This window comes from Candidatus Paracaedibacter symbiosus (genome assembly GCF_000757605.1).
GTDB lineage: Bacteria > Pseudomonadota > Alphaproteobacteria > Paracaedibacterales > Paracaedibacteraceae > Paracaedibacter_A > Paracaedibacter_A symbiosus.
In genome coordinates this window covers 1-21,543 of record NZ_JQAK01000005.1, presented here as the reverse complement: position 1 = coordinate 21,543, position 21,543 = coordinate 1, and the positions used below count along the sequence as shown (strand labels likewise).

At 39.8% G+C, this 21,543-nt stretch carries 20 protein-coding genes, 6 pseudogenes and 1 riboswitch; of the genes and pseudogenes, 13 read left to right on the top strand and 13 right to left on the bottom strand.

Features of this window, described 5'->3' with window-relative positions; all coding sequences use genetic code 11:
• Positions 1–86: 86 nt before the first annotated feature.
• From ltrA to IG80_RS13505, 4 genes are read left to right on the top strand one after another with little or no spacing between them, the layout of a single operon-like run.
• The gene (gene ltrA, locus IG80_RS0110070; RefSeq protein ID WP_156962095.1) at positions 87–1,292 is read left to right on the top strand and encodes a group II intron reverse transcriptase/maturase; all 1,206 of its coding nucleotides are present in this window, start codon (positions 87–89) and stop codon (positions 1,290–1,292) included.
• A complete protein-coding gene (locus tag IG80_RS15845) occupies positions 1,273–1,410 on the top strand; it encodes a hypothetical protein (protein ID WP_198027364.1) in 138 nt (45 codons plus the stop codon). The genes ltrA and IG80_RS15845 overlap by 20 nt, the downstream gene beginning before the upstream one ends.
• Complete coding sequence (locus IG80_RS16940; RefSeq protein ID WP_420887387.1) at positions 1,397–1,756, top strand: group II intron maturase-specific domain-containing protein; 360 nt, start codon at positions 1,397–1,399, stop codon at positions 1,754–1,756. Before IG80_RS15845 ends, IG80_RS16940 begins: the two co-directional genes overlap by 14 nt.
• Before the next feature lie 8 nt (positions 1,757–1,764).
• Positions 1,765–2,037 carry a hypothetical protein gene (locus IG80_RS13505; protein WP_052046348.1) on the top strand — a complete coding sequence of 91 codons (273 nt, stop codon included), beginning with the start codon at positions 1,765–1,767 and terminating at the stop codon, positions 2,035–2,037.
• A 234-nt stretch (positions 2,038–2,271) separates the two neighbouring features.
• Here the strand turns inward: IG80_RS13505 and IG80_RS0110060 are convergent, their stop codons facing one another.
• The 3 genes from IG80_RS0110060 to IG80_RS0110050 form a co-directional block, all read right to left on the bottom strand.
• Positions 2,272–3,825 (bottom strand): hypothetical protein, encoded by a 1,554-nt coding sequence (locus IG80_RS0110060; RefSeq protein ID WP_156962175.1) that lies wholly within the window; start codon positions 3,823–3,825, stop codon positions 2,272–2,274.
• A gap of 845 nt (positions 3,826–4,670) precedes the next feature.
• On the bottom strand, positions 4,671–5,747 hold the full coding sequence (locus tag IG80_RS0110055; protein WP_032113941.1) for a ribonucleotide-diphosphate reductase subunit beta: 1,077 nt from the start codon (positions 5,745–5,747) through the stop codon (positions 4,671–4,673).
• A 15-nt stretch (positions 5,748–5,762) separates the two neighbouring features.
• Entirely contained in the window at positions 5,763–7,688 is a 1,926-nt protein-coding gene (locus tag IG80_RS0110050; protein WP_198027362.1) for a ribonucleoside-diphosphate reductase subunit alpha, read from the bottom strand.
• Between the two features lie 91 nt (positions 7,689–7,779).
• Positions 7,780–7,995, bottom strand: a riboswitch (cobalamin riboswitch).
• 365 nt (positions 7,996–8,360) lie between these two features.
• On the opposite strand from IG80_RS0110050, the gene IG80_RS13500 reads away from it, so the two are divergent.
• From IG80_RS13500 to IG80_RS16930, 3 genes and pseudogenes are all read left to right on the top strand, one after another.
• Positions 8,361–8,561 (top strand): hypothetical protein, encoded by a 201-nt coding sequence (locus IG80_RS13500; RefSeq protein WP_052046347.1) that lies wholly within the window; start codon positions 8,361–8,363, stop codon positions 8,559–8,561.
• Between the two features lie 41 nt (positions 8,562–8,602).
• Positions 8,603–8,998: pseudogene (locus IG80_RS16935) on the top strand (tetratricopeptide repeat protein); the annotation flags it as partial.
• A complete protein-coding gene (locus IG80_RS16930) occupies positions 8,978–9,412 on the top strand; it encodes a tetratricopeptide repeat protein (protein ID WP_420887388.1) in 435 nt (144 codons plus the stop codon). The pseudogene IG80_RS16935 and the gene IG80_RS16930, both read left to right, overlap by 21 nt.
• 364 nt (positions 9,413–9,776) lie before the next feature.
• Here IG80_RS16930 and IG80_RS0110040 read toward each other — a convergent pair whose 3' ends face one another.
• Positions 9,777–10,676 carry an IS110 family RNA-guided transposase gene (locus IG80_RS0110040; protein ID WP_032113939.1) on the bottom strand — a complete coding sequence of 300 codons (900 nt, stop codon included), beginning with the start codon at positions 10,674–10,676 and terminating at the stop codon, positions 9,777–9,779.
• A gap of 163 nt (positions 10,677–10,839) precedes the next feature.
• A complete protein-coding gene (locus IG80_RS0110035) occupies positions 10,840–11,196 on the bottom strand; it encodes a hypothetical protein (protein ID WP_052046345.1) in 357 nt (118 codons plus the stop codon).
• A gap of 129 nt (positions 11,197–11,325) precedes the next feature.
• Between IG80_RS0110035 and IG80_RS0110030 the strand changes: the two genes are divergently transcribed.
• Entirely contained in the window at positions 11,326–12,615 is a 1,290-nt protein-coding gene (locus IG80_RS0110030) for a tyrosine-type recombinase/integrase (RefSeq protein WP_084756393.1), read from the top strand.
• Positions 12,616–12,740: 125 nt separating this feature from the next.
• Positions 12,741–12,875 (top strand): annotated as a pseudogene (locus IG80_RS16925) (LysR family transcriptional regulator); the annotation flags it as partial.
• Between the two features lie 146 nt (positions 12,876–13,021).
• On the opposite strand, the pseudogene IG80_RS16920 reads toward IG80_RS16925, so the two are convergent.
• Positions 13,022–13,369: pseudogene (locus tag IG80_RS16920) on the bottom strand (recombinase family protein); the annotation flags it as partial.
• Positions 13,370–13,623: 254 nt separating this feature from the next.
• Between IG80_RS16920 and IG80_RS0110020 the strand changes: the two are divergent.
• Positions 13,624–14,316 (top strand): leucine-rich repeat domain-containing protein, encoded by a 693-nt coding sequence (locus IG80_RS0110020; protein ID WP_032113938.1) that lies wholly within the window; start codon positions 13,624–13,626, stop codon positions 14,314–14,316.
• A gap of 64 nt (positions 14,317–14,380) precedes the next feature.
• Here the strand turns inward: IG80_RS0110020 and IG80_RS0110015 are convergent, their stop codons facing one another.
• Positions 14,381–14,614, bottom strand: a complete 234-nt coding sequence (locus IG80_RS0110015) for a hypothetical protein (RefSeq protein ID WP_156962174.1) — start codon at positions 14,612–14,614, stop codon at positions 14,381–14,383.
• The gene (locus IG80_RS0110010; RefSeq protein ID WP_032113936.1) at positions 14,575–16,395 is read right to left on the bottom strand and encodes a phospholipase D-like domain-containing protein; all 1,821 of its coding nucleotides are present in this window, start codon (positions 16,393–16,395) and stop codon (positions 14,575–14,577) included. The genes IG80_RS0110015 and IG80_RS0110010 overlap by 40 nt, the downstream gene beginning before the upstream one ends.
• A 102-nt stretch (positions 16,396–16,497) precedes the next feature.
• Here IG80_RS0110010 and IG80_RS16915 point away from each other — a divergent pair.
• Positions 16,498–16,696 (top strand): annotated as a pseudogene (locus tag IG80_RS16915) (IS6 family transposase); the annotation flags it as partial.
• A 66-nt stretch (positions 16,697–16,762) separates the two neighbouring features.
• On the opposite strand, the pseudogene IG80_RS0110005 reads toward IG80_RS16915, so the two are convergent.
• Positions 16,763–17,191: pseudogene (locus IG80_RS0110005) on the bottom strand (recombinase family protein); the annotation flags it as partial.
• Between the two features lie 257 nt (positions 17,192–17,448).
• Here IG80_RS0110005 and IG80_RS0110000 point away from each other — a divergent pair.
• Entirely contained in the window at positions 17,449–17,904 is a 456-nt protein-coding gene (locus tag IG80_RS0110000) for an IS110 family transposase (RefSeq protein WP_052046343.1), read from the top strand.
• A 53-nt stretch (positions 17,905–17,957) separates the two neighbouring features.
• Here IG80_RS0110000 and IG80_RS0109995 read toward each other — a convergent pair whose 3' ends face one another.
• The 3 genes and pseudogenes from IG80_RS0109995 to IG80_RS16910 all read right to left on the bottom strand — a co-directional run.
• A complete protein-coding gene (locus IG80_RS0109995; RefSeq protein ID WP_032113935.1) occupies positions 17,958–19,187 on the bottom strand; it encodes a glycosyltransferase in 1,230 nt (409 codons plus the stop codon).
• 41 nt (positions 19,188–19,228) lie between these two features.
• Positions 19,229–19,864, bottom strand: a complete 636-nt coding sequence (locus tag IG80_RS0109990) for a 4'-phosphopantetheinyl transferase superfamily protein (protein WP_032113934.1) — start codon at positions 19,862–19,864, stop codon at positions 19,229–19,231.
• 166 nt (positions 19,865–20,030) lie between these two features.
• Positions 20,031–20,288: pseudogene (locus tag IG80_RS16910) on the bottom strand (IS6 family transposase); the annotation flags it as partial.
• 121 nt (positions 20,289–20,409) lie between these two features.
• On the opposite strand from IG80_RS16910, the gene IG80_RS15265 reads away from it, so the two are divergent.
• The gene (locus IG80_RS15265) at positions 20,410–20,577 is read left to right on the top strand and encodes a hypothetical protein (protein WP_156962172.1); all 168 of its coding nucleotides are present in this window, start codon (positions 20,410–20,412) and stop codon (positions 20,575–20,577) included.
• A 124-nt stretch (positions 20,578–20,701) separates the two neighbouring features.
• Here the strand turns inward: IG80_RS15265 and IG80_RS15840 are convergent.
• Positions 20,702–21,543, bottom strand: an 842-nt coding sequence (locus tag IG80_RS15840) for an MFS transporter (RefSeq protein WP_032113933.1), incomplete at its 5' end; no start/stop codon positions are given.

Here is a 21,543-nt window from a genome sequence, read left to right as displayed (position 1 = left end):
TCTGGTTTTACTATTGAGTCAACCATGAAGATGGAAGGAACGAAGTGAGTAAGACGAAACCATTTTGTATTTCCAAGCAAAGCGTAATGGCCGCTTGGGAAAGAGTTAAGGCGAACAAAGGGGCCTTTGGGGTTGATGAAGAATCTATTGAAGATTTCGAATTAAACTTAAAGGATAACCTTTATAAGTTATGGAATCGAATGTCATCGGGTACCTACTTTCCTCCACCAGTGAGGGCAGTGGAAATACCGAAATCTGACGGCAGTAAGCGTTTATTAGGAATTCCGACCGTTTCGGATCGAATTGCACAAGCAGTTGTTAAGAGCTACTTGGAAAATATAGTCGAACCGAAGTTCCATGAAGATTCTTATGGATATCGTCCTGGGAGATCAGCATTGGATGCGGTAGGAGTAGCCAGGAAGCGTTGTTGGCGGCAGGATTGGTGTATTGATCTGGATATCAAAGGCTTCTTTGATAACTTAGATCATTCATTGATGATGAAAGCAATAAAATTCCATACAAAGGAGAAGTGGATTCATCTTTACATTGAGAGATGGCTAAAAGCCCCTTTACAAACAGAAGATGGAGAACTGATCAAAAGGGAGAAAGGCACTCCCCAAGGGGGAGTTGCTAGCCCTTTGCTAGCCAATATATTCATGCATCATGCGTTTGATGAGTGGATGAGGAGATACTTTCCTAATGTAAAGTATGAGCGTTTTGCAGATGATATTTTGGCGCACTGTAGTTCGCTAAAGCAAGCGGAAAAGGTGCTGGAGGGAATCAGGAACAGATTGAAAGAATGTGGTCTTGAGTTACATCCAGAGAAGACAAAGATTGTGTATTGTAAGGATTCGGATCGCAAGGGCTCTTACGAGCACGAAAGTTTTGATTTTCTTGGGTACACATTTCGTCCTCGTCTGTCAAAGAACAAGATGGGGAAGGGCTTTGTAAACTTTACGCCCGCGATTAGCAAAGAAGCTGCAAATCGGATTAGAAAAGAAATCCGAAGTTGGAAGATTCATCTGCGAAGTGACAAGAACATTGATGACCTAGCAAGGATGTTCAATGCCTATGTACAAGGATGGGTAAATTACTATGGACGATACTACAAATCGGCCATGTATCCATTTTTGCGTAACATAGAGCGTTATCTGATCCGATGGGTTATGAGGAAATACAAAAGATTCCAAAGGCATAGACACAGAGCAAGGAATTGGCTGGGTCGTGTAAGAAAACGCGAGTCTGGATTATTTGTTCACTGGAGATTAGGTCTTGGATCACCGGTTAGATAATGGGAGCGGTGTGAGTCGAGAGGTTCATGCACCGTTCTGCGAGCAGCATTGGGGGAAGTTCCCGATGCTGACTCACCTTATTGTCACGGCGGCAACCAAAGTTAGTGGAAGCTCTTAAAACGGTGGGACTTGAGTTATCGCTCGAGAAGACAAAGATCATCTCGATTGAGGACGGATTCGATTTTCTTGGATTTAACATACGAAAATACAAGAATGGACGCGTCTTCACGAAACCCTCCAAGGCAAACATAAAGCAGTTCCGACAAGAACTCAGATGTTTGATCAAAAGGGGAATCGCGCTGCCCACCGACAAGTTGATCTACGCGTTAAATGAAAAGATAACGGGTTGGACAAACTATTATCGGTGTGTCGTGGCATCGAAAGTCTTCGCTCAATTCGACCATGAACTCTTTCAGGCCCTCACAAACGGTGGGCGCTCAAAAGGCACTCCCGAAAAGGCATAAAGTGGATTATGAAACACTACTGGAAGAGCCATAAGGGCGATAATTGGCGTTTCTATTGTCTGATAAAGTATAAAGAAGGGAAGAAGAAAACCCTCTTCCTAAAACGCGCAATAGACACCAAGATTTGCCGTCACATTAAAATTGTCGCCAAAGCTAATCCTTTTGACCCTTTTTACAAGGAATACTTTGTAAAGAGAGAACAGGAAAAGCAACGCCATTGTAAACTCAGTTACGACACTGAGCTGACCGGGTTGAAAACCATTCAGCCTTTGAAGGCTTGAGCGGAGTGCCGTGAAAATGGCCCGCTCCGTTCTTAGAGGAGTATCCCTGGAGCAATCTAGGGATGCTGCTTACTCGACTCCAGGGCTCTGATGGTATGGTCCTTATTATTAATGTTTTTACGGACACTGATAAATTAACTTATTTGTTGTTAATCTAAATGCTCACGCCATGCCATCAAAGCCGTCCCTAACTCATTTTAGCTTGCTTTCAACAAAACAAGAACTAGTATGATCCTAAAACCCGCACCACCGTAAAAATCTTGGACTTAAGGACTGTGTTAAAGGCTCAAGTTTGTTAACCAAGGAAATCAGTTTCTCGACAACGATACTCTCTTCTGCAGTAGGATGAAAGCTCTCCTCTCGCATTCGATGTTTATTGTCATTCCACCATGTTGAGAGATCTTTTTCTTGTAATATCATTTCATAAATTATGGCTGCATGTTTCGCATCTGCTAGGGCTTCCTCGCAGGATTGGCGTTTTAGGTTGATATTTTCTTGCTCTTGCTGTTCTTCAATGGTGGGTTGTTGGTCAAGATTGGTTTTATTAGCCATTCTTTCTATAAAATCTTTTATTGCTTTTTGGCTTAATACTATTAATAATTGTGCGTTTTCTATACCTTCTAATAGTCTGTCAAACCTATCTTGATTAAGAAACTTTAACGGTGCTTTTAGTTGCTGATAAAGGGGATTTCCAGGAAGATTTGTATAAATTTGCCACTTATTCTCGTTGGCAAATATTTCAATAAACTTCTTATGGATGGGTAGCGCAGTGAAGTAATTTACAGCTTTAATGAGTGGTAAATGCTCCTGTAAGGTAAAGCGATATAGTATTCTACCATCCTCAAGCTCAAGCTTTTTGGTTTTTTGCACATCTGCAACAGATGTATGAATTTGCTGCAATAGAGCTTCCTCATCATTTATGGAAATGGCCATCTCTTTTAGGTTATTTAGCTGCCCAGCAAGGACAGGGTTTTTCTTATAAAATTTTTTCCAGCTTGTACCAGAACTCAACGCCAAAGCTTTCCCATCTACAGTACGGAGCAGACCACCACTATCTCCTTTTACAGAGCTAATCTCACCAGGATTGGGTAGTACGTTACAATACCACTCAAGTTTATTGTCTGCATTCTTGGATAGAAGAAAATAAAAATCTCTTGATTCGATGACTTGGTAAAAAAATCCTCGAGCATCATAAGTAGTGGTGATTGGTGCCTCATGATAAGTGTTTTTCATAAAAGACGTTAAACCATTATCGAAGGATGGACCATACGAGCAATGGATTGCTTCATATTTATTTCCTGGTGTGAGGGGCTCTTCATATATGTTGCCATTGAATTTATGCGGTAATCTTGCTGCATGCTTACGTTTTAGCGAGAAAATACCGATGTCAAATTTTACTTGTTCCTCCCATGATTTTTTTGGGTCGTAAGAAGGATGCTTTTGAAAGTGGCTTACTTCTTGATGATTAGCGAATATAACAGTTTTACCTCCATGTGTAATTTTGTCTTCATTAATAAGTAAACCAATACTTTCTCCTTCTTGTGGTTCTAAAGCATGGGCAACTGTTAAGCCAAAGCGCCAACCATTTTCGGTTTCAATCACCACTGAGCTTCCATCAACAGATCTGTCTGAGGTTCCTGGCTTCACGGCTCTTAGTAAGTAAGATCCTTGTGGCGTTTTTGAACGAGCTTCATTCATTAAATTCTCGTCACCAAATAATGTAGCTTGGGTTACAGAGGTTGGTAAGAAGTAACAAACCGATGCTAATACTAATATTAGTAGTTTCATCTATGTATGTTCCTTATTCTTATTGTATTGAAGGTTTTAAGATTAACCGATTAAACCGATTGAATTTTTTGTAATATTATTTACGCAATTTTACGAAGTGAAAATTATAAGTATTTTAAACGGGGCTGATGGAAATGCAAAGCATTGCCAAGCTGCTAAGGTTGTAAAATGGGTCCGGTGCATTTAAGAAAGCAGATGATAGTTATCTCTTATTTGCCTTAAACTTTCAGAATAAATGTAGAAGAACTTATAGATTAAGTCACTTTTTTACCCTTTAAGTGAGTTAAAATATATTACTTATAAAGTGACACTATCTGGTTCCGTTGCAAATTTAGAAGCGAAAAAGTTAAAAAATTAAATCAACGCATAGCAGTCTTTATTAAGGATAAGAGATATCCTCCTTGCTAGGGGAGGCCATTCAAACTTTGTGGTTGCGACATGAATTCTTTGTTGAGAGCTGTCCTCCCTTGAATAAAGAAGAGGACAACCTGTATTATCAGGTGAACTTAAGGATAAGAGCTGCCTGACAAGGGAAGCTCTACAACTCATTGCTAGTGTGCGCCACGAGACGCTTGTTTGCTAGTGGCTGCAAGAGCAGCCACCGTGAAAGTGTCAACCCAACACATCACGTACCGAATCTTGGGTATGTGGAGGTATTGTCAAGATACAAGCGTGACTTTTAGTACGAAAACGGCCGGGACCCTTACTAAAAACCTTCCATCAAGAAACGATGCTAATCTTCCATAGTTTTTGCAACAGGGCCGCAATATGATTTGTGTAGCCAAGAACCTTGGCAATTTCTCTTGTTGAAAGACTATATTATTAGATTAGCGGTTAATTTTTGCTTAGCGTTTTTTATCAAATAGCTTCCAGACTCCAGTTTCACCTTCCCATTGGCCTTTTGTTGCAGCTTTGGAGTATTCAGTTGCGCGTTGCTCAAAAAAGTTGGCATGCTCAACGCCATTGAGAATTTCTGTGAGCCAAGGAAGAGGGTGGAGACGACGCTGTTGATATGCCCCTGAAACAGTTTCAAAATAGCCATAAATTGGTGTAAGGTTAAGCTGGGTTAAGCGCCAATCGGCGATATAACGAACATAGGCCTTAATATCCTCAGCCTGCATACCATCAAGATTACCAAGGGAAAAGGCAAGATCTACAAATTTATCTTCCAGATTTACCATAGTTTTCGCCACATCAATAATATCATCGGCTACAGCTTTAGTCACAGATTGAGTTTCCTGGCTCCACTCATGATACAGGCGAATCATGGCTTCACAATGCAAACTTTCATCGCGCACTGACCAGGACACAATTTGCCCCATTCCTTTCATTTTATTAAACCGGGGAAAGTGCAGCAGCATGGCAAAGCTAGCAAACAAAGCCATTCCTTCGGTAAAGGCGCCAAACATTGCCAGGGTGCGCGCCACATCAGCACAAGTTTGGGTGCCAAAGCTGTGCATATAATCAGACTTATCACGCATGGCCGCATAGTCGTTAAAAGCTTCGAATTCGGTGCTGGGCATACCTAAAGTTTTGAGGAGGAGGGCATAAGCATCAATATGTACTGTTTCAATATTACTAAAGGCTGCCATCATCATTTGAATCTCAAGAGGCTGGAAAATGGGGATATAGCGTTTGAAATAATTATCGCTTACCTCAATATCCGATTGGGTAAAAAAGCGGAAGATCTGGGTTAATAGATGCCGTTCAGTTTCATTAAGTTTATCTGATCGCCAATCCTTAACATCTTCACCCAAAGGGATTTCTTCGCCCATCCAATGGATTTGTTGCTGGCGTTTCCAATACTCATAGGCCCAGGGATAACGACTTACATTATAACTGCCTGTGGGATCAAGTAGCCCGCAGACATTTTGGCCGATAAGGGTGTGAGGGTCTATGTGAATGAGGTTTTGAGTAGTCATGGGTAATCCTATCTTTTATTGGCAAGCAAGGCATTCTTCATAATCTTTACGTAGAGCGCTGCTCTGCATGGGATGGGGACTTCTCTCTCCCGCATATTGGGCGCGCTGTATGGATTTGGAGCGGAGATAGTAAAGGCTTTTTAAGCCTTTTTGCCAGGCACTCCAATGCAGCATTAACAAATCCCATTTATCAATGTCAGAAGAAAGATAAAGATTTAAAGATTGGCCTTGGCAGATAAAAGGGGTTCGATCCCCAGCAAAATCAATGATCCATCGCTGATCTATCTCAAAAGCTGTTTTAAAGATGACTTTTTCTTCCACATTAAGGCAATTGAGATGCTGGACAGAGCCTTCATTCTCAATGATTGACTGCCAAATGGCGGCTGTATTAAGGCCTTTTTCTTCCAATAAAGCTTCTAGATAACGGTTCTTTACCGTGAAGGAACCAGACAAGGTTTTGTGTGTGTAGATATTGGCGGGTATGGGTTCAATGCAAGCGCTAGTCCCTCCGCAAATAATGCTGATAGAGGCAGTGGGAGCAATGGCGAGCTTATGACTAAACCTAGCCATAATATGGCGCTCTTTTGCATCAAGGCAGGGACCGCGTTCTTCAGCAAGTTTGACAGAGGCCGCATCAGCATTGCGGCGAATGTGGCGGAAAAGGCGTAAATTCCATGATTTGGTAAGGGCACTTTCAAAAGGAATTTGCTTAGATTGAAGGAGGGAGTGAAACCCCATCAACCCAAGGCCCACCGAGCGTTCTCGTATCGCTGAATAGCGCGCCTGAGCCATGCTAGCTGGCGCATTTTCAATGAAGTTTTGTAAGACATTATCTAGGAATCGCATGACATCTTCGATAAAGATTTTGTCTTCATGCCATTCATCCCACTTTTCGGCATTAATGGAGGAAAGGCAGCAAACAGCAGTGCGTTGATGGCCTAAATGATCCGTACCAGTGGGCAAAAAAATCTCACTGCATAAATTTGACATTGTGATTTTTAGCCCCAAATCGCGCTGATGCTTGGAAAGAGCGCGATTGGCCGCATCAATAAAAATTAGATATGGCTCGCCCGTTTGTAAGCGGATTTCCAGAATCCGTTGGAAGAGATCACGCGCTGAGACATGTCGCAAAATTTCACCTGTTTTGGGGCTTCGAAGGCCAAAAAGTTTATCCTCCAGAACTGCCTCCATAAATTCATCCGTAATGACAATTCCATGGTTTAGATTTAAGCTTTTGCGATTAAAGTCACCGGAAGGCTTGCGGATTTCTAAAAATTCTTCAATTTCAGGATGGTGGATGTCTAGGTATACAGCCGCAGATCCACGACGAAGCGATCCTTGGCTAATGGCAAGGGTGAGGGCATCCATCACATGAATAAAGGGGATAACTCCTGATGTTTTTCCGGCTCTCCCAATTTTTTCACCAATCGAGCGGACCTCGCCCCAATAGGTACCTATACCGCCACCAAGAGAAGCAAGGGCAACGTTTTCAGTCCAAGCTGAGACAATCCCACCTAGGGTGTCACTCACAGAATTAAGAAAACAGGAAATTGGCAAACCACGCTTGGCGCCTCCATTGGACAAAATAGGTGTTGCCGGCATAAACCATAGCTTTGACATATAATCATAAAGGCGCTGAGCATGATCTTTATTATCTGCAAAAGCAGCGGATACTCTAGCGAACATTCCCTGATAGGTTTCTCCCGGCAATAGATAGCGGTCATCCAAAGTGGCTTTGCCAAAATTGGTTAAGAGGATATCACGAGAAGGATCTTGAATAATCTCTTGGCTACTTACTGGCTGGCGCCAATCAACAGGTAGCTTTTCTGTTTTTTTATTAGGAAAATTAATAACTTTTGGATGGATGAGTAGGGGCACTAGATGCCCATTTTGGTCAAAATCATAAAGTCGTTGCATAGGATTCTCCTTAGCTCTATTCAAGGGCTTCTCCTTAATAGAACTTTCATTTTGGAGGGCGATAAAAAGTGTTCTGGCCATGCCAGTTCGCACTCGGTACACCCCGTCCGAGGGTTAAACGTTCATCATTATGGCAGGTCTCCTGGCTTGGTGAATCATCGCGTTATTCCTGTCTTCCCAGAGTTCATCCAGTGACATATGATGGAGAAACGCTATCACTTACAGTTGCGGGGGCAGCACCGGTTAGTAAATGTCTTAAATGGCATTACCCCGGTTTCCCTTTTAAGATTTGGCTTGTTCAACCAAAATCACCATAATTACACTACATATAGTATCTATAGTGTTTCTGTTGGTCAATATGTTGTGAGACCATCCCCAGGTTTGGGATGGTCTCACCTTCAAGGTATTGTGCCAGGATTTGCGCGTAGAATTATCATAAGGATTTAAAAAAATCTGTGAAATGGTTGGAATTACAAGATCTGTCTATTATAGATCTCTTAAACAGGACAACTAAACCGAAAAAGGTCGTTATCATTTAATGCCAAGCTTAACTCTCGATAAGCATACTCCTGCTTGCTTTTTAGGACTCATATAAGAAACCATCCTGTAAAGTATTCTTAATATTTAATGTAAAGTTCTTCCTAATATTCAATGTAGAATTTTTTAGAAAAAATAATAATAAAAGGGAATATATTTATGTCTACGCTCCTGAGTCTAACAACTTCTATAAGTTTCTTTGTTGTCGCTTCTGTGTACGGCTCTCATGCAATGGAAATGGAAAATGAAGTCTTTCCTAACAAAGTAGCTTTAAAAAAAGCAGCCGCTCAAGGAGATGTTATTGCTCAAGATAATCTAGGGGAATTATATATTAAAGAAAAAAATATGATAAAGCCTTAGAGTGGTGTAAGTTAGCTGCCGCTCAAGGTCTTGCCTCTGCTCAGAATCATCTTGGTTTAATCTATTCTAAGAAAGGAAATTGTACTGAAGCTTTAAGATGGCATAAGAAGTCTGCTGATCAAGGATTTGCATATGCTCAGGTTAACATTGGCATAATCTATTATAATCAAGAAGAATATGCTAAAGCTCTAAACCAGTTTAAAAAGTCTGCTGCTCAAAAATTTGCCCCTGGTCAGTTTCATCTTGGAAAGATGTATGATGATGGACCAGGCCAACGTCAAGGCATATATAAATCACGTACAGAAGCTGCAAAGTTGTATCGTCTTGCTGCTGATCAGGGCTATGCTCAAGCTCAATATGAGCTTGGAGGATGTTATGTTATGGGACATGGTGTGCCCCAGTCGTTTGAAGAGGCTGTGAAGTGGTCTACCCTTGCTGCAGAGCAAAAGTATGCCCCAGCTCAATATGCAGTAGGGCTAATGCATGCACAAGGACATGGTGTGCCCCAGTCATACGAAGAGGGGCTTAAATGGTGTACTCTTGCTGCAAAGCAAGGATATGTTGAAGATAAAGCTATGTTGAGGGGGACGCTGGAAGATATGCAAAATGTAGGTCAATCCCATGAAGAGGTTTTAAGGGCATTTAGTATTGCTATTGCTAAGAAGAATGTTGAAGCACAGTGCATGTTCGATTTAAGTTATGAAATGCTAAGGGGCGGGGGAGTCTCGCATGAGGGAGCTATGAATTTTTGTTCTCTCTCTCCTGTATCTCACAAATACCGAGACCATACTGCTCAAAATGAGCTTGATCGATTGCTTGGAAAATCAACTTGGAGTTGTATTTTACAGTAAAGGCTTTTTGGTGTTGATTCTAATTAAGATCTTACCGCGAGGGAAAATTATAAAGTAATGAACCGGTGTCGTCATATATGGACCGATCCGTATTGTAAGCTAAAAATTGATAAACTTAAAAAGAATATTGCAGACATATATCCGTATATGGTTCCGTCCCTTTTATGAAGGATTATTCTTCTAGGCCAGATGGTGTATCCGATCACTTCTTGCCCTTTACAGTGCCAAGGTCTCAATGAACCGTGTTGCAAATCAGGATCTCAAGAAGCTGTATGACTCAATTATTCATCTCTATTTATTTACTCTAGCAAACCTCGTTGGTAAATCATTCTTACTTGTCTAGCGTTTTCTTATGTTTTCCTGTTTAATGCGCTGATTGGTATGTTGTTTGTCTGGCAAGAAGAGCCCATACAATCCTTGCATTTTTATTAGCTAAAGCGACATATGCTTTCTGTTTGCCGCAACGTTGGACAAGGTTTTCTAACCAAGCAGATTTCCTCTTGGCCAAGCTAATAAAGGCGCGGGCACCGTGAATAAGAAGCGTTCTTAAATAACGATCCCCTCGTTTACTAATCCCTAACAATACTTGCCTATTTCCACTGGAATACTGACGCGGTACAAGGCCTAACCAAGCCGCTAAATAACGGCCATTCTTAAAATTAGACACATCACCAATAGCGGCGACCAAAGCTGTGGCTGTAAGAGGACTAATACCCTCCACTTGTTTAATTTTTCGACACGCTTCAGTCTGTTCACATAATTTGGAAAGACGTTTATCGAGCAGCTTTACTCGCTCATCAATTGCCGAGAGTTCCGGATGAAGATCATAAAAGATCTCAAGAGCCAGAGTTGTTAACTGATTGTCTTGATTTTCTAAAATTTCTGGTAGCCTTTTACGTAGATAAGTAATCCCTTGAGGAATCACAATTCCATATTCGCTAAGGAGTCCTCTAATTTGATTTACCAAAGCTGTCCTTTGTTGACCAACTCTTTGACGATACCGATGTTTGGTTTTGACATAAGGTTTTACATATTGAGGAGGGATTAATTTTACCCCATGTCCATAAGTCTGAAATCGGCGCGCCCAATAATGAGCCCCAATGCAAGATTCCATCCCGATAAGGCATGGGGGAAGATTAGCAATAAAATTTAATAATTGATTACGAGAAACGCGCTTCTTTAGAATTACCTTGCCTTTGGCATCTACGCCATGAAGTTGAAAGACACGTTTAGCAATATCGATCCCGAGAATTGTTATAGTCATGGTATAGTCCTCATTATTAGTATTTTATAAACACCGATAGATTAACTTATTTGTTAGTTAATCTAAATGCTCACGCCATACCATTAGCGCCAAAAATACCTCTCTCTTAAAAACGCTGTTTTCCAGGAAAAGAGGCAAGTAACTTTAAAAAGCCTACTGGTTGCTAGCTAAATGACATTTTTGAGGGCCAAAGATAATCAAATGCTGCTAATTTTGCTCTATTTTTATTATCATACCATAGCTTAAGATAGCTTCCATCGATTATAGCGGAATAGCCTCTAAATTGGGATTGAGTTATAATAATAAAATGTGTCTCATCATCAGTCATGTTTGGACGGGTTCTGAGATAATCATTTTCTTTTTTTGATACTTTCCAACCTAAAAGGGATAGCCAATTAGAGCGGCGATTAGCTCTGGCTCTTAACTCTCTATCTCTAGATTCAGCAGCATTTAAATCACCTTCCATATGCCCAGCACAAATGCATCCAACCTCAAGCGGATCATGATCATTATGCTTCATAAAATGCACGTATCTTATTGTTTCTCTTTCACACATTTCACATTGTTGGCCATGAGATTACTTTTTTGTTGTTGTTCTCATAAAAAACGAGTAAGTTTGATTACTAGGTTATGAAGATGTGTCGTTTAAATGTCAAGAAACTCCTATATTCCAATACCTGTTTTTGATACCCTTGAAGAAGTCATTGATCAATATAAAACAATTTATGCCGATGACAATCCTCATCAAATCATTAGTCAATGGCTGGATCATTGTTTTGCTCATACTAAAGTGACTTTGCCACCATTTGCTGTTAAAGATTATCAAATGGCTTTGAATTTCTTATACAGCTATCGTGGAAGTACAGATACATTTGGAGCTTACAGACGGGATTTGGAGCGTCTTCTTCAGTGGAGCTGGTTTGTGTGTCAACAATCCTTCTTAAAGAATAAGCGTGAAGATATTGAGTCTTTTATTGAGTTTTGTTTGAAACCACCCAAGCGGTGGATAAGCCTTAAAAAGGTTGCACGATTTAAAAAAGATAAGGGTGAGAAAGTTCCCAACCCAGAATGGCGTCCCTTTGAAGCTCATGTCAGCAAAAAGGACCATAAAGTTGGAATTACACCCGATAAAGATAAATACCAATTCTCTCAATCTGCCCTAAAGGTCATGTTTAATATATTGAGCAGTTTCTACAACTTTCTTTTGCAAGAGCAAGTCGTTCAAGTTAACCCCCTTGTTCTCATTCGGCAAAAAAGTAAATTCTTACAAAAACAAGCCAAGACTCAACTGATCCGACGATTATCCAATGAACAATGGGAAACCGTCATTAAAGTTGCCAAGGATAAAGCGGCTCAAAACCCTTCCCATGAAAGAACCGTTTTTATCCTTTCTTGTCTGTTTGGTATGTATTTACGCATCTCAGAACTTGCTGCAAGTCCACGATGGACCCCAACCATGGGTGATTTTTTTAAAGATGCTGAGGGACATTGGTGGTTTAAAACCATAGGAAAAGGCAATAAAGCCAGACAAATTGCTGTGAGTGATGCTATGCTTACCTCCTTAAAACACTATCGGGAGAAGTATCTAAACTTGTCCCCCCTTCCCTCCCTTAACGAAAAGACACCTTTAATCTCTCATCTTAAAAACCCTAATAAGCCGATTACGAATGATGGTCCCATTCGGAATCTGGTGCAAGAATGCTTCGATCAGGCAGCAGAGCTACTTGAATCAGAGGGTAAACATGAAGAAGCCAATGGCCTTCGTATGGCCACCGTGCACTGGTTGCGACACACAGGCATATCTGAAGATGTTAAGCGCCGCCCAAGGGAACATGTACGAGATGATGCTGGTCATAGCTCCGGGGCTATTACTGATCGTTATATTGATGTCGAACTCAGAGCAAGAGCCAGATCTGCAAAACACAAAACGATAATTTAATAGGGGCTGAGCCAGAGCCTAAAAAAGCAAGCAAGTTTTGTTGAAAAATATAAGAATTTATACTTTAAAATCAATAGGTTAAAAAATTCCCTAGAAATTCTTTCTCGTTATATTATCTATTATAGGGACGACTGCATCGAGTGTTGCCGCAGTGGAGCACCACTCCTATCCCTGTTTACGCTATCACCGAAACGCGCCTGCTTCCGGCGAAAACACAGCTTTTCATCGATTTCTTGCGTGCGCGCTTGAAGGAATCCTAAGCAGGGCGCCCATCGTCGCGAAATTTCCTGAGACCTCCTTGAGGTGTTGTGTTAGGATTTGAGCGTAGGATTATCATAAGGATTTAAAAAAACCTGGAAACACCTTATTTTCTGCAGCTCACAGAGGAATGGGTGCTTTCTATGAATTAGCTATTCTGTTTAAGAGCCCTATAATAGACTGATCTTGTAATTTCTACCATTTCACAGATTTTTTTAACTGAGAATTCATTATTTTTTGTTAAGGACATTAAAGTTGAGAGTTTTTCTGGTGTTAAGGCTCTTGGTCTGCCTCCTTTCCTACCTTTTTTATGAGCAGCATCTAGCCCAGCTCTAACTCGTTCTCGAATTAATTCCCGTTCCATTTCAGAAAAAGCAGCGCACATGCTAAAAAGGACCATGCCGAGAGGCGTTGTTGTATCAATCTGGGCTCCCTGCCCCGTTAGAACTCTAAAGCCTATGTCCTTATTCTTTAGATCTTCAACTGTATTGACAAGATGCTTGAGATTTCACCCCAATCGGTCCAACTTGGAGACCATTCAAAAGTGGTCTTCCCTCCAAAAATTGGACCAGGGAGTTTACATATAAACTCTGTTACCAAATACAAGAATACTAGGCTAGGGTGTTAAACCATTTTAGCGATTATAAAAATTAATTTAAAATGATAAGAAAGTTTACCTTGAAAAAAGGGAGAAGGATAACTACATCATAGAAACAGATAACTTGAAACTTAAAGATAAAGGCGCTTTACATGTTTAAATTCTTATCTTTTTCTCTGACAGCACTAGCCACCCAATATGCCGGAGCTGCTGACACTGCAATTGAACGAAGCTTGCCCGTTCCTTCACACGTAGAAGTAGTCCGATCTTTTGAAAAACCAATGGATTCTTCTCAATCTCTAGAAACCTTGACTATAAGAGTTCCACTTTACTTTTCTCAATTAACGCCTCTAAAAGAAGAGCGCTATAAAGTGATAAGCATACAGGGATCATATTTGGTTAATCAGCAAGGTGATATCGACGCGTTAACTGTTTCGCCCAAAATATTTAATCCATTAGTACAAAGCCTTACATTAACGGCATGTAACCTTGATGATACATATCTTACAAAAATTGGCAACTTCAAGCATTTGAAAAGGTTAGATTTAAGCTCTAACAGGATAACAGACGAAACCACCCCATATATTGCTTCTGTAACCAGCTTAGAATACTTATCTCTTGCTGCTACCCATATTTCCGATAGCTCAATCCCCCAACTTCTAGCTATGCCTAACCTACGGGAATTGGATATTTCTCGTAATGAAGACATTACTGATGAAGTGGTGAATCTTTTATTGGCAGATACCAAGCTTAGAAATGTGCGCGTTGCTTTTTCAGGCATGAGTCGCCCAAATCAAAGAAAAATAAAACAAAAATATAATCCTTCCCCACAGTTTATTCCTTGAAACTATCTGTTTCTTTAAAACGGTTGCAGCTTTATGCTGTAGCTGACAAAGAGCTTTCCTATCTTTAAGAAGAAATTTTTTTAATAACTTCATTTAGCTCTTCACTTAAAGCAGAAAGCTCCCCAAGAGTTTCTTCATAATCATTAAGATCATTTAAAGCATGATACAGGTTTTTTAGGGAGTTCAACTCTTCCTTGATTTTCAACTTATTGTTTTTGTTTTGTTCGATTTCTTCTTCCAGCCATCCTTTCATCTCTTTTAGCCATTCTTCAGGCTCAGACGGAGTATAGGCGGGCATCGAAAAAAACCCTTTATACTTGGCTTTGATTTTTTCTTTAGCTGCATTAAGTATTCTTCCCAAATAAGATAAATATTTTCTTGCGTAAAGATAATTGTTTTTAATTCTTCAATGGTTTCTACCTGTGCTTCAGCATTCCCTATATTTTCTTTAAATTTTCCTATATAATGATCAAAGTATTTTTCGATTTCCTGTTGCTCATCCGCATGAGAGGCAGTTGTTAATATTTCACTACGGATCCGATCTAACCGATCCATATATCTTTTTAAATTGATGTCCGTTTTTAAGGAGATCTGCTCGGCGGCTTTCAATAATTGGGTTTGCCGGTATGATTCAGTTTCTGCACTAAATAAAGGAGCTATTTTTTTAGCTATATAAGGATTATCCGCAATAAATCTCCAACTTTGCGGTTTTTCTCCCAGGCCTGAATTGAGTAAGAGGGAAGCCAAAACATCATCTGCTAACTCCTGACTTCGAATACCGATAATCGTTTCCGAATTTTTCTTAACGGCACTGGTAGAAATGTGAAAAGAGCCTGTATAAACAATTGGATCCCTGTTTTTAAAGTATTGTAGGATCAGCTTGTGATGAAATTTCTGCCCCGTAAATGGCCGAAAGAATAAAACCTTGTTATTTCTACTGCCCAAAGCCGCAGCGCCTTCATTTTTTTCCAGTTCGTCTTCTATGATGGCTGTCTCTTCAGGTTCCTCATCTTCTTCTGATGCGGAGTCGGGTATATTTTTCTCTCCCCTATTATGCTTGTTATCCTCCACGACAATAAATTTGGGGGTCTTACTGGTTAAATGCTGCCATATTTCCTGGCTTTTCAATTCTTCGTTCAGGCTGATATAGTTTTCAAATAAAAAGAGAGCATTGTTACGAGGATTGCCTAGCGCCTGGGTAACTACCTCTAAGCATCTTTGGTTCCCTCCTTCTTCCGGATGACCTGTAGAAAGGGCCACTGTTGTAATGTCTCCTTCATGCCCTTCCAAAGTTATCTGGTCTTCTTCTGCCAAGAACTTGCTCATTCTCGAAAGGGCCTCAATATTGCTAACCTCAGGTTGAAAGCGATGCTCATGAAAAATTTTTACTTGAGGTTCTTCAAATTCTTGCCCCACCGATTTTTTTGAGGGATCCCGGCGAAACAGCTTTTCAAACTCTTCTAGATAAAATGCGGCTAGCTTGTTGCTTTGGACAAAGATAACATCTTCCGAATGCTGATTATCTGATTCATACGTTGCATTGGCAGAACCTAAAATAACAATGGCTTGTTCTCCTTGTTTTTTGGAAATGGTCACTTTGTGATGAAAGGAGCGGCTGCCTAATTTGACCAGGCTGGTAGGAATACTATTCATTAATCGCTTCACATAATTAATATATTTTGATCCTTCAAAAGAAGAGTTATATGTTTGATTATAATCTAGGAAAACCACAATAGGCATAGGCTGTCCGCTTTTTTGAGAGTCAAGATATTTCTCCTCCAGCGTTCGTATAAGCGTTGGGGAATTAAATCGGTACATAAAAGAAACAACGAATTGGTCAGCACTCTTCAAAGTAGTATTAATACGATCAAGGCATCCTCCCCCGAGGGATATGCAAGAAGCAACGCGTATTCCCTGTTCAAAATCTTCCTGCTTCTCACCTCCATAAGCCGGAACAACTTTGGTAGGCGTAGGGTCAACATGGGGTTTGTCTTGCTCCATTGCTTGCCCGTGATTTAGAAAGCTCCCGCCAATAATCAAAAAGCAACAAACCAAAAGGGGGCGGAATAATTTTATCATTCTTTGTTCTTCCTAAGTATTAACTATAAGTCATTTTTATTAATTGTATTCCTGAGAATTTAATTGCAAGTTAATTAAAACAAACAGCAACTTAAAAAGGAAGAGGCTGATCATGGTAAACTTAAGAGATTAATTGAGCCTACCTTAGGATTTTAATCCATGAAAGCAGCTTATACGACACTTAAGGGTTTTGAGCTAATGCGTATGTTTAAAAAAGGGCAAATGAAGGTATGATATTACGGACGGAATGATAGGCGAAGTCTGTCTTATTGAAAGACAATTTGGAATTTACAACTCCTAAAAACCTTCCTTCAAGAAACAATTCTAATCACTAATAGTTTTCGCAACAGGGCGTGCTAATGTATATTTAAGCAATAAGTTCAGATGATAACAATCTTTGTCCTGGTTCTTTAACTGATCCATCACCATTCACATACATATATAATGTCGTTGTTGTGATGCCGAGGCGTTTAGCAATATCTTGTGCAACTGCTTTTCGATCTGACATAGCTGCCATTGCCATTTTCAAGAGATGGATATCCATTTTTCGAGGACGACCCCCTTTTCTCCCACGCGCCCGTGCTGCCTCAAGGCCAGCCTTGGTTCGCTCAACAATTAACTCTTGTTCAAATTCTGCAAGAGCGGCAAACATACCAAAGACAAGTTTACCGTGCGGCGTCGTTGTATCAATCTGGGCTCCCTGCCCCCTTAGAACTCTAAAGCCTATTTCTTTATTTTTCAGATCTTCAACTGTATTGACAAGATGCTTGAGATTTCGCCCCAAGCGATCCAACTTGAGGTATCAGCCCCATTCGTGTAAATGGTATGGTCTTGAGTTTGAATCTTTTCCGAAACCGTATATTTTACTATCAGATGATTACCTTCTCATAATGTAGCGCCAAAAAGAGGCAGATAAATAGGAACGGATAAAGAGGCCAAATTAGATAGGTTTTACCCTACTATTATCAGAGCAATACTCTCTCGTTTAATCTCAAACCGTACCATTTTACACGAATGGGGCTGATACCCCTTCTTAATCAAAAAATAGAGCAATTGAAACACGATATTAAAAGCTTAAATAAGCATATTGAAGAGCTCATCCAAAGCCATGAGAAGTTTCGACAGAAAAAAGAATGCTTGGAAACAGTCCCCGGTATTGCCAATAAAACTGTTGCCTCTTTGTTATGTTATCTGCCAGAATTAGGGTCCCTTAATCGCAAGCAAATTGCCTCTTTAGCTGATCTTGCTCCTTATGCTTGTAAGAGTGGTCAGTTACGAGGAAAAGCGATTATAAAGGGAGGAAGGTCGAGCGTTCGCAAAGCTCTTTATATGCCGATTCTGGTTTGTATTAGCTTTAATCCATTGATTCACCATTTTTATGAACGGTTAAGAAAACAGGGCAAAGCTGCCAAGGTTGCGCTTACAGCCTGCATGCGCAAACTCTTAACGATTCTCAATGCTATGCTTAAGACTTTACAACCTTGGAATCCAAAATTACTTGACATTTAAGATGGTAGCATAGATCCAAATATAGCAAATGAAGGCTCGCCTCTTTAGGCTGATTACATAGCGACGGCTTTAGCCGGCGGTCGTTGATTCTTACTTAAAAGCTTATTCACTTGATCAACAACTTTTTGAGCATTTGAAGATCTGATTATTGCTTCTCTGAGTAGCATTGTGGACTCTTTATAGATATCCCAATTTTGTGTGATATTATTCATCGCTTCATCCATTCGATCTTTTGAAAACCCATCCTTTTGGAAGTAATAGCCCACATTTAACTCTGCCATTTTTTGAGCATTAATATGTTGCTCCTCCATTTGTGGAAATAGAATCATAGGCACAGTGAAATAGAGGCTTTCATATAGGCTGTTACCCCCACCATGCGTTATAAATAATGATGCTTCTTGTAATACTTTTAGTTGATCTATAAATTTATGTACTTGTATGTTAGGTTTTAATTTTAACTTGCTTAGTTCCTCATATATTTTTAAATTATTTCCAGAAGAAATAATTAAATTATATTTAGTATTGCCAAAGTAGTCTATCAGAGATTTTAATAATTCAATATCACAATTAAAAACAGTACCTAAAGAAATATAGATAAGAGCTTTTTTGCCAAATTTAGCTGTGCTGGGAGGATATTGACTAGCGAACCTATTTCCAAGAAAGAAGATATTTTTTGCATCAGCTGATGGCTGCACTATCTGCATCTCTTGAGGAGTGTAAACAATGATTCCATTGGCTGAATTTCCTGACAGACAATTAATGAACTCTTCTAATAATTGTTCATTTTCTTTCAGTTTTTCTATTTTGAAATTGCTTCTCCAGTAATGTGGGGTAGTAAGGAGATAGGTGTTAGAACATAAGGATGTGATATTATTTTTCTCTGCGTAACGTTTTCCCCAAATAGCAAATTGATCATAAATTATGATATCTAAGTGTTCAGTGAATCGAGGGAGATTGGTCCAAACTTCATCATAAATATGATTTAATTCCTCATATAGCCCTTCAAGATCAAGAGTTTTACAATCCATAGGCTGAGAAGCCAAAACAGCCGCGGGGCTCTTGTAATCAATGAATGCAGCACCTGTGTTCTCAATTTCTTTCTTAAACATGTCTGTATTATAGAAGGACACTTCATATCCTGACTTGACCAGTTCTGCAGATAACAACAGCAAAGGATTAGTATGGCCGTACGAGGGAAACCCAAAAATCATACAATGGTAATTTCGCCCTGTTTCCTCATTGTTATGATGCTCTTTAAGTTGGCAAGCTTTTAACATATTCATTTTTAAGTCCTTTTTAAAAGAGTTACTTTAATTATCCTGGTTTAAATTATGCTGAGTTCCTTATTTGTTGGTTTGTTGGAAGCAAAGTCAGATTTTGGTTGGGGCATAGGTAACTCTGTCATTGCTGTTTTGATTGCTGAAGGATTGGAAGTTAAAACGGAATTTTTTGGGTGAACAATGGAACAGACATAGTTAGCCACTGAAAAAGATAAAGCTTGATATTGCTGAAAATTCTTAAATTTACTTTCTACATAATTTTCCTTAAGTTGAATATCTCCTATCTCCAACAATTCGCTTGGAATAGTAAAACCGCATTTAATAACTTTAGAGAGGGCTTCTTTAACCGTCCAAAAGAGTGTTAAAAATAAAGGAGAATAAACAATGGGCTGCTGAAAGACTCCATTTTTAATCCATAATGTCGTTGGTTGATTATTTTGCATATAAAGGGTAAGGGACTGCTTGGCGCAATAACAGCCAAGAAGATAGCTATGCTGCCTTTTAGGGTAGTAAAGAGACATAAAACACTTCTGCTCCTCAACAAGTAAGAAATCAGAATAATTTGCATTTAATTCCTCTAAATTAAGCTTGCTGAAACAAAAACCCGCTACATACTCCACATTACCATGTTGTAAAGTGAGAGGTGTTTTGTATGTAAATGCTAATAAGTTATTGTTCATTCTTAATGCGTCGCACCAAACCTGTTAGAACCGTTCCAGGTCCAATCTCTTTAAACTGTGTTTCTCCTTGCTTCAATATATAAGAAATAGGGATCTGTTGCAAATTTGAAAGATAGGCAATTTTTGACTTATTAAGCCACCTTGCAGGTACACTTTAGGCGTAAACGCCAAGTAGCTTGACGTAGGGTTCGTCAACCCTCCATGACCAAGAGAAACATCTAGCATATCAACGAATGCGCTTTTCAAACTCAGGTGCATAATGCTAAATCCAACGGTAAAGGGTTGTATGGTCAACATCAATGCCCCACTCAAGCATCATTTCTTCAAGATTTCTATAGCTGATAGGATACCGCAGGTACCATCTCATACATTGCAGAATAATTGTTGGGAGAAAATGCCTGTATCGGAGGTCTTGAGGTTTCATTAAAATAGCCTCCTTGAGATACAATAGTGACCACTTTACCAAACCCCTTTAAATTTGCAACAGATCTGTATCAGTTACCTAGCTCTATCCCGAGTTCGGTTCTCAGGAGGATATTCCTCTCATGGCTCCTATCCTGCATTACTATGCTTCGCTACATTGTCAGGACAGCTCTCAACAAAGACCTCGTGTCGCAACCCCAATTTTTGAATGGTCTCTCAAAAATGGTCAGATGCTGAAATTGTTGGAGCCAATGCTGAATGTGTGCAACGGCTTAGAAGAAGCAATTTAAAAATAATTTTTTTAGCTTTTCAGTAGGATTATTTTATAGAAAAGAAAAAAACAACGAAAACTCAGCTGAGCCCCAAAAAGGCATAATGCAGCCCAGAATTCTTTCTCAGCTCCTTAAAATAGACTCATCCCACTCGCTCCAATTTCACGAGATCCTCTTCATCCCGATTATTTGTAGAGTCCAGAATCGTCTCTTTTGTACCCCACGTTGCCACTAAAGACAGTCCTGCAATACCTGACAAGACGATGGGAACGACCCAAGGATTTGCAAAAAAGTCGAGAATGGCTGTTAGTCCCATGGGAAGTGTTGCCATGGTTGCCCAAGTTAAGTTGTAACAAAAAGCAATGCCTGTGTATCTTACCTCAGGTGAAAAAATACGAATTAAAATGGGGAAAAAAGCAGAGACAAAAAGAGCAATAAAAAGTTGTTGGATCATTAAAAAAGTGACCAAGAATAGCATTGTTCCCTTCGATAAAAGCAAGAAAATGGGTAAAGATAAAACAATATAAGAAGCACAAGTCCACCGTAAGGGAGTTGTTTTATGGCGAAATAAGTCTGCAATCATTCCTGCGAATGGTAGAACCAGGACTGAAAAAATAAAGCTTAAGGTTGTGGCGAAATAGACATCTTTTGATTCATATCCAAAGAATTTGGGAAGGTAGTAAGGTAAGTAGAGATTGGTGATAGTTAAAGCAGCCATAAATGCTGTCAGGGCAGCACCTTTTAAAAGAGAAAATTTATGATTGTCCAACAAGATCATGAGAGGCTTATGATTTTTGCTTCTTTCCTGAATAGACTGAAAAACCGGCGTTTCCTGGACCACATTTCGGGCAATAAGGAGTAAGATCCCTAGGATTCCCCCTGCCAAAAAAGGGAGCCGCCAACCCCAACTCACAATTTCTTCTTTGCTTAATGTTGAGGCAAGTAAATAAAGAACTCCGCTTGCCAGCAAAGCCCCAAGATTCA

Coding starts and splice junctions, on each gene's coding strand:
- IG80_RS0110060 (WP_156962175.1), bottom strand. CDS start 3,825: ATGAAACTACTAATATTAGTATTAGCATCGGTTTGTTACTTCTTACCA.
- IG80_RS15265 (WP_156962172.1), top strand. CDS start 20,410: ATGGCTCCTATCCTGCATTACTATGCTTCGCTACATTGTCAGGACAGC.
- IG80_RS0110010 (WP_032113936.1), bottom strand. CDS start 16,395: ATGATAAAATTATTCCGCCCCCTTTTGGTTTGTTGCTTTTTGATTATT.
- IG80_RS0110015 (WP_156962174.1), bottom strand. CDS start 14,614: ATGCCCGCCTATACTCCGTCTGAGCCTGAAGAATGGCTAAAAGAGATG.
- ltrA (WP_156962095.1), top strand. CDS start 87: ATGGCCGCTTGGGAAAGAGTTAAGGCGAACAAAGGGGCCTTTGGGGTT.
- IG80_RS0110040 (WP_032113939.1), bottom strand. CDS start 10,676: ATGACTATAACAATTCTCGGGATCGATATTGCTAAACGTGTCTTTCAA.
- IG80_RS0110020 (WP_032113938.1), top strand. CDS start 13,624: ATGTTTAAATTCTTATCTTTTTCTCTGACAGCACTAGCCACCCAATAT.
- IG80_RS13505 (WP_052046348.1), top strand. CDS start 1,765: ATGAAACACTACTGGAAGAGCCATAAGGGCGATAATTGGCGTTTCTAT.
- IG80_RS0109990 (WP_032113934.1), bottom strand. CDS start 19,864: ATGAACAATAACTTATTAGCATTTACATACAAAACACCTCTCACTTTA.
- IG80_RS0109995 (WP_032113935.1), bottom strand. CDS start 19,187: ATGAATATGTTAAAAGCTTGCCAACTTAAAGAGCATCATAACAATGAG.
- IG80_RS0110030 (WP_084756393.1), top strand. CDS start 11,326: ATGTCAAGAAACTCCTATATTCCAATACCTGTTTTTGATACCCTTGAA.
- IG80_RS0110055 (WP_032113941.1), bottom strand. CDS start 5,747: ATGACTACTCAAAACCTCATTCACATAGACCCTCACACCCTTATCGGC.
- IG80_RS13500 (WP_052046347.1), top strand. CDS start 8,361: ATGTCTACGCTCCTGAGTCTAACAACTTCTATAAGTTTCTTTGTTGTC.
- IG80_RS0110035 (WP_052046345.1), bottom strand. CDS start 11,196: ATGAAGCATAATGATCATGATCCGCTTGAGGTTGGATGCATTTGTGCT.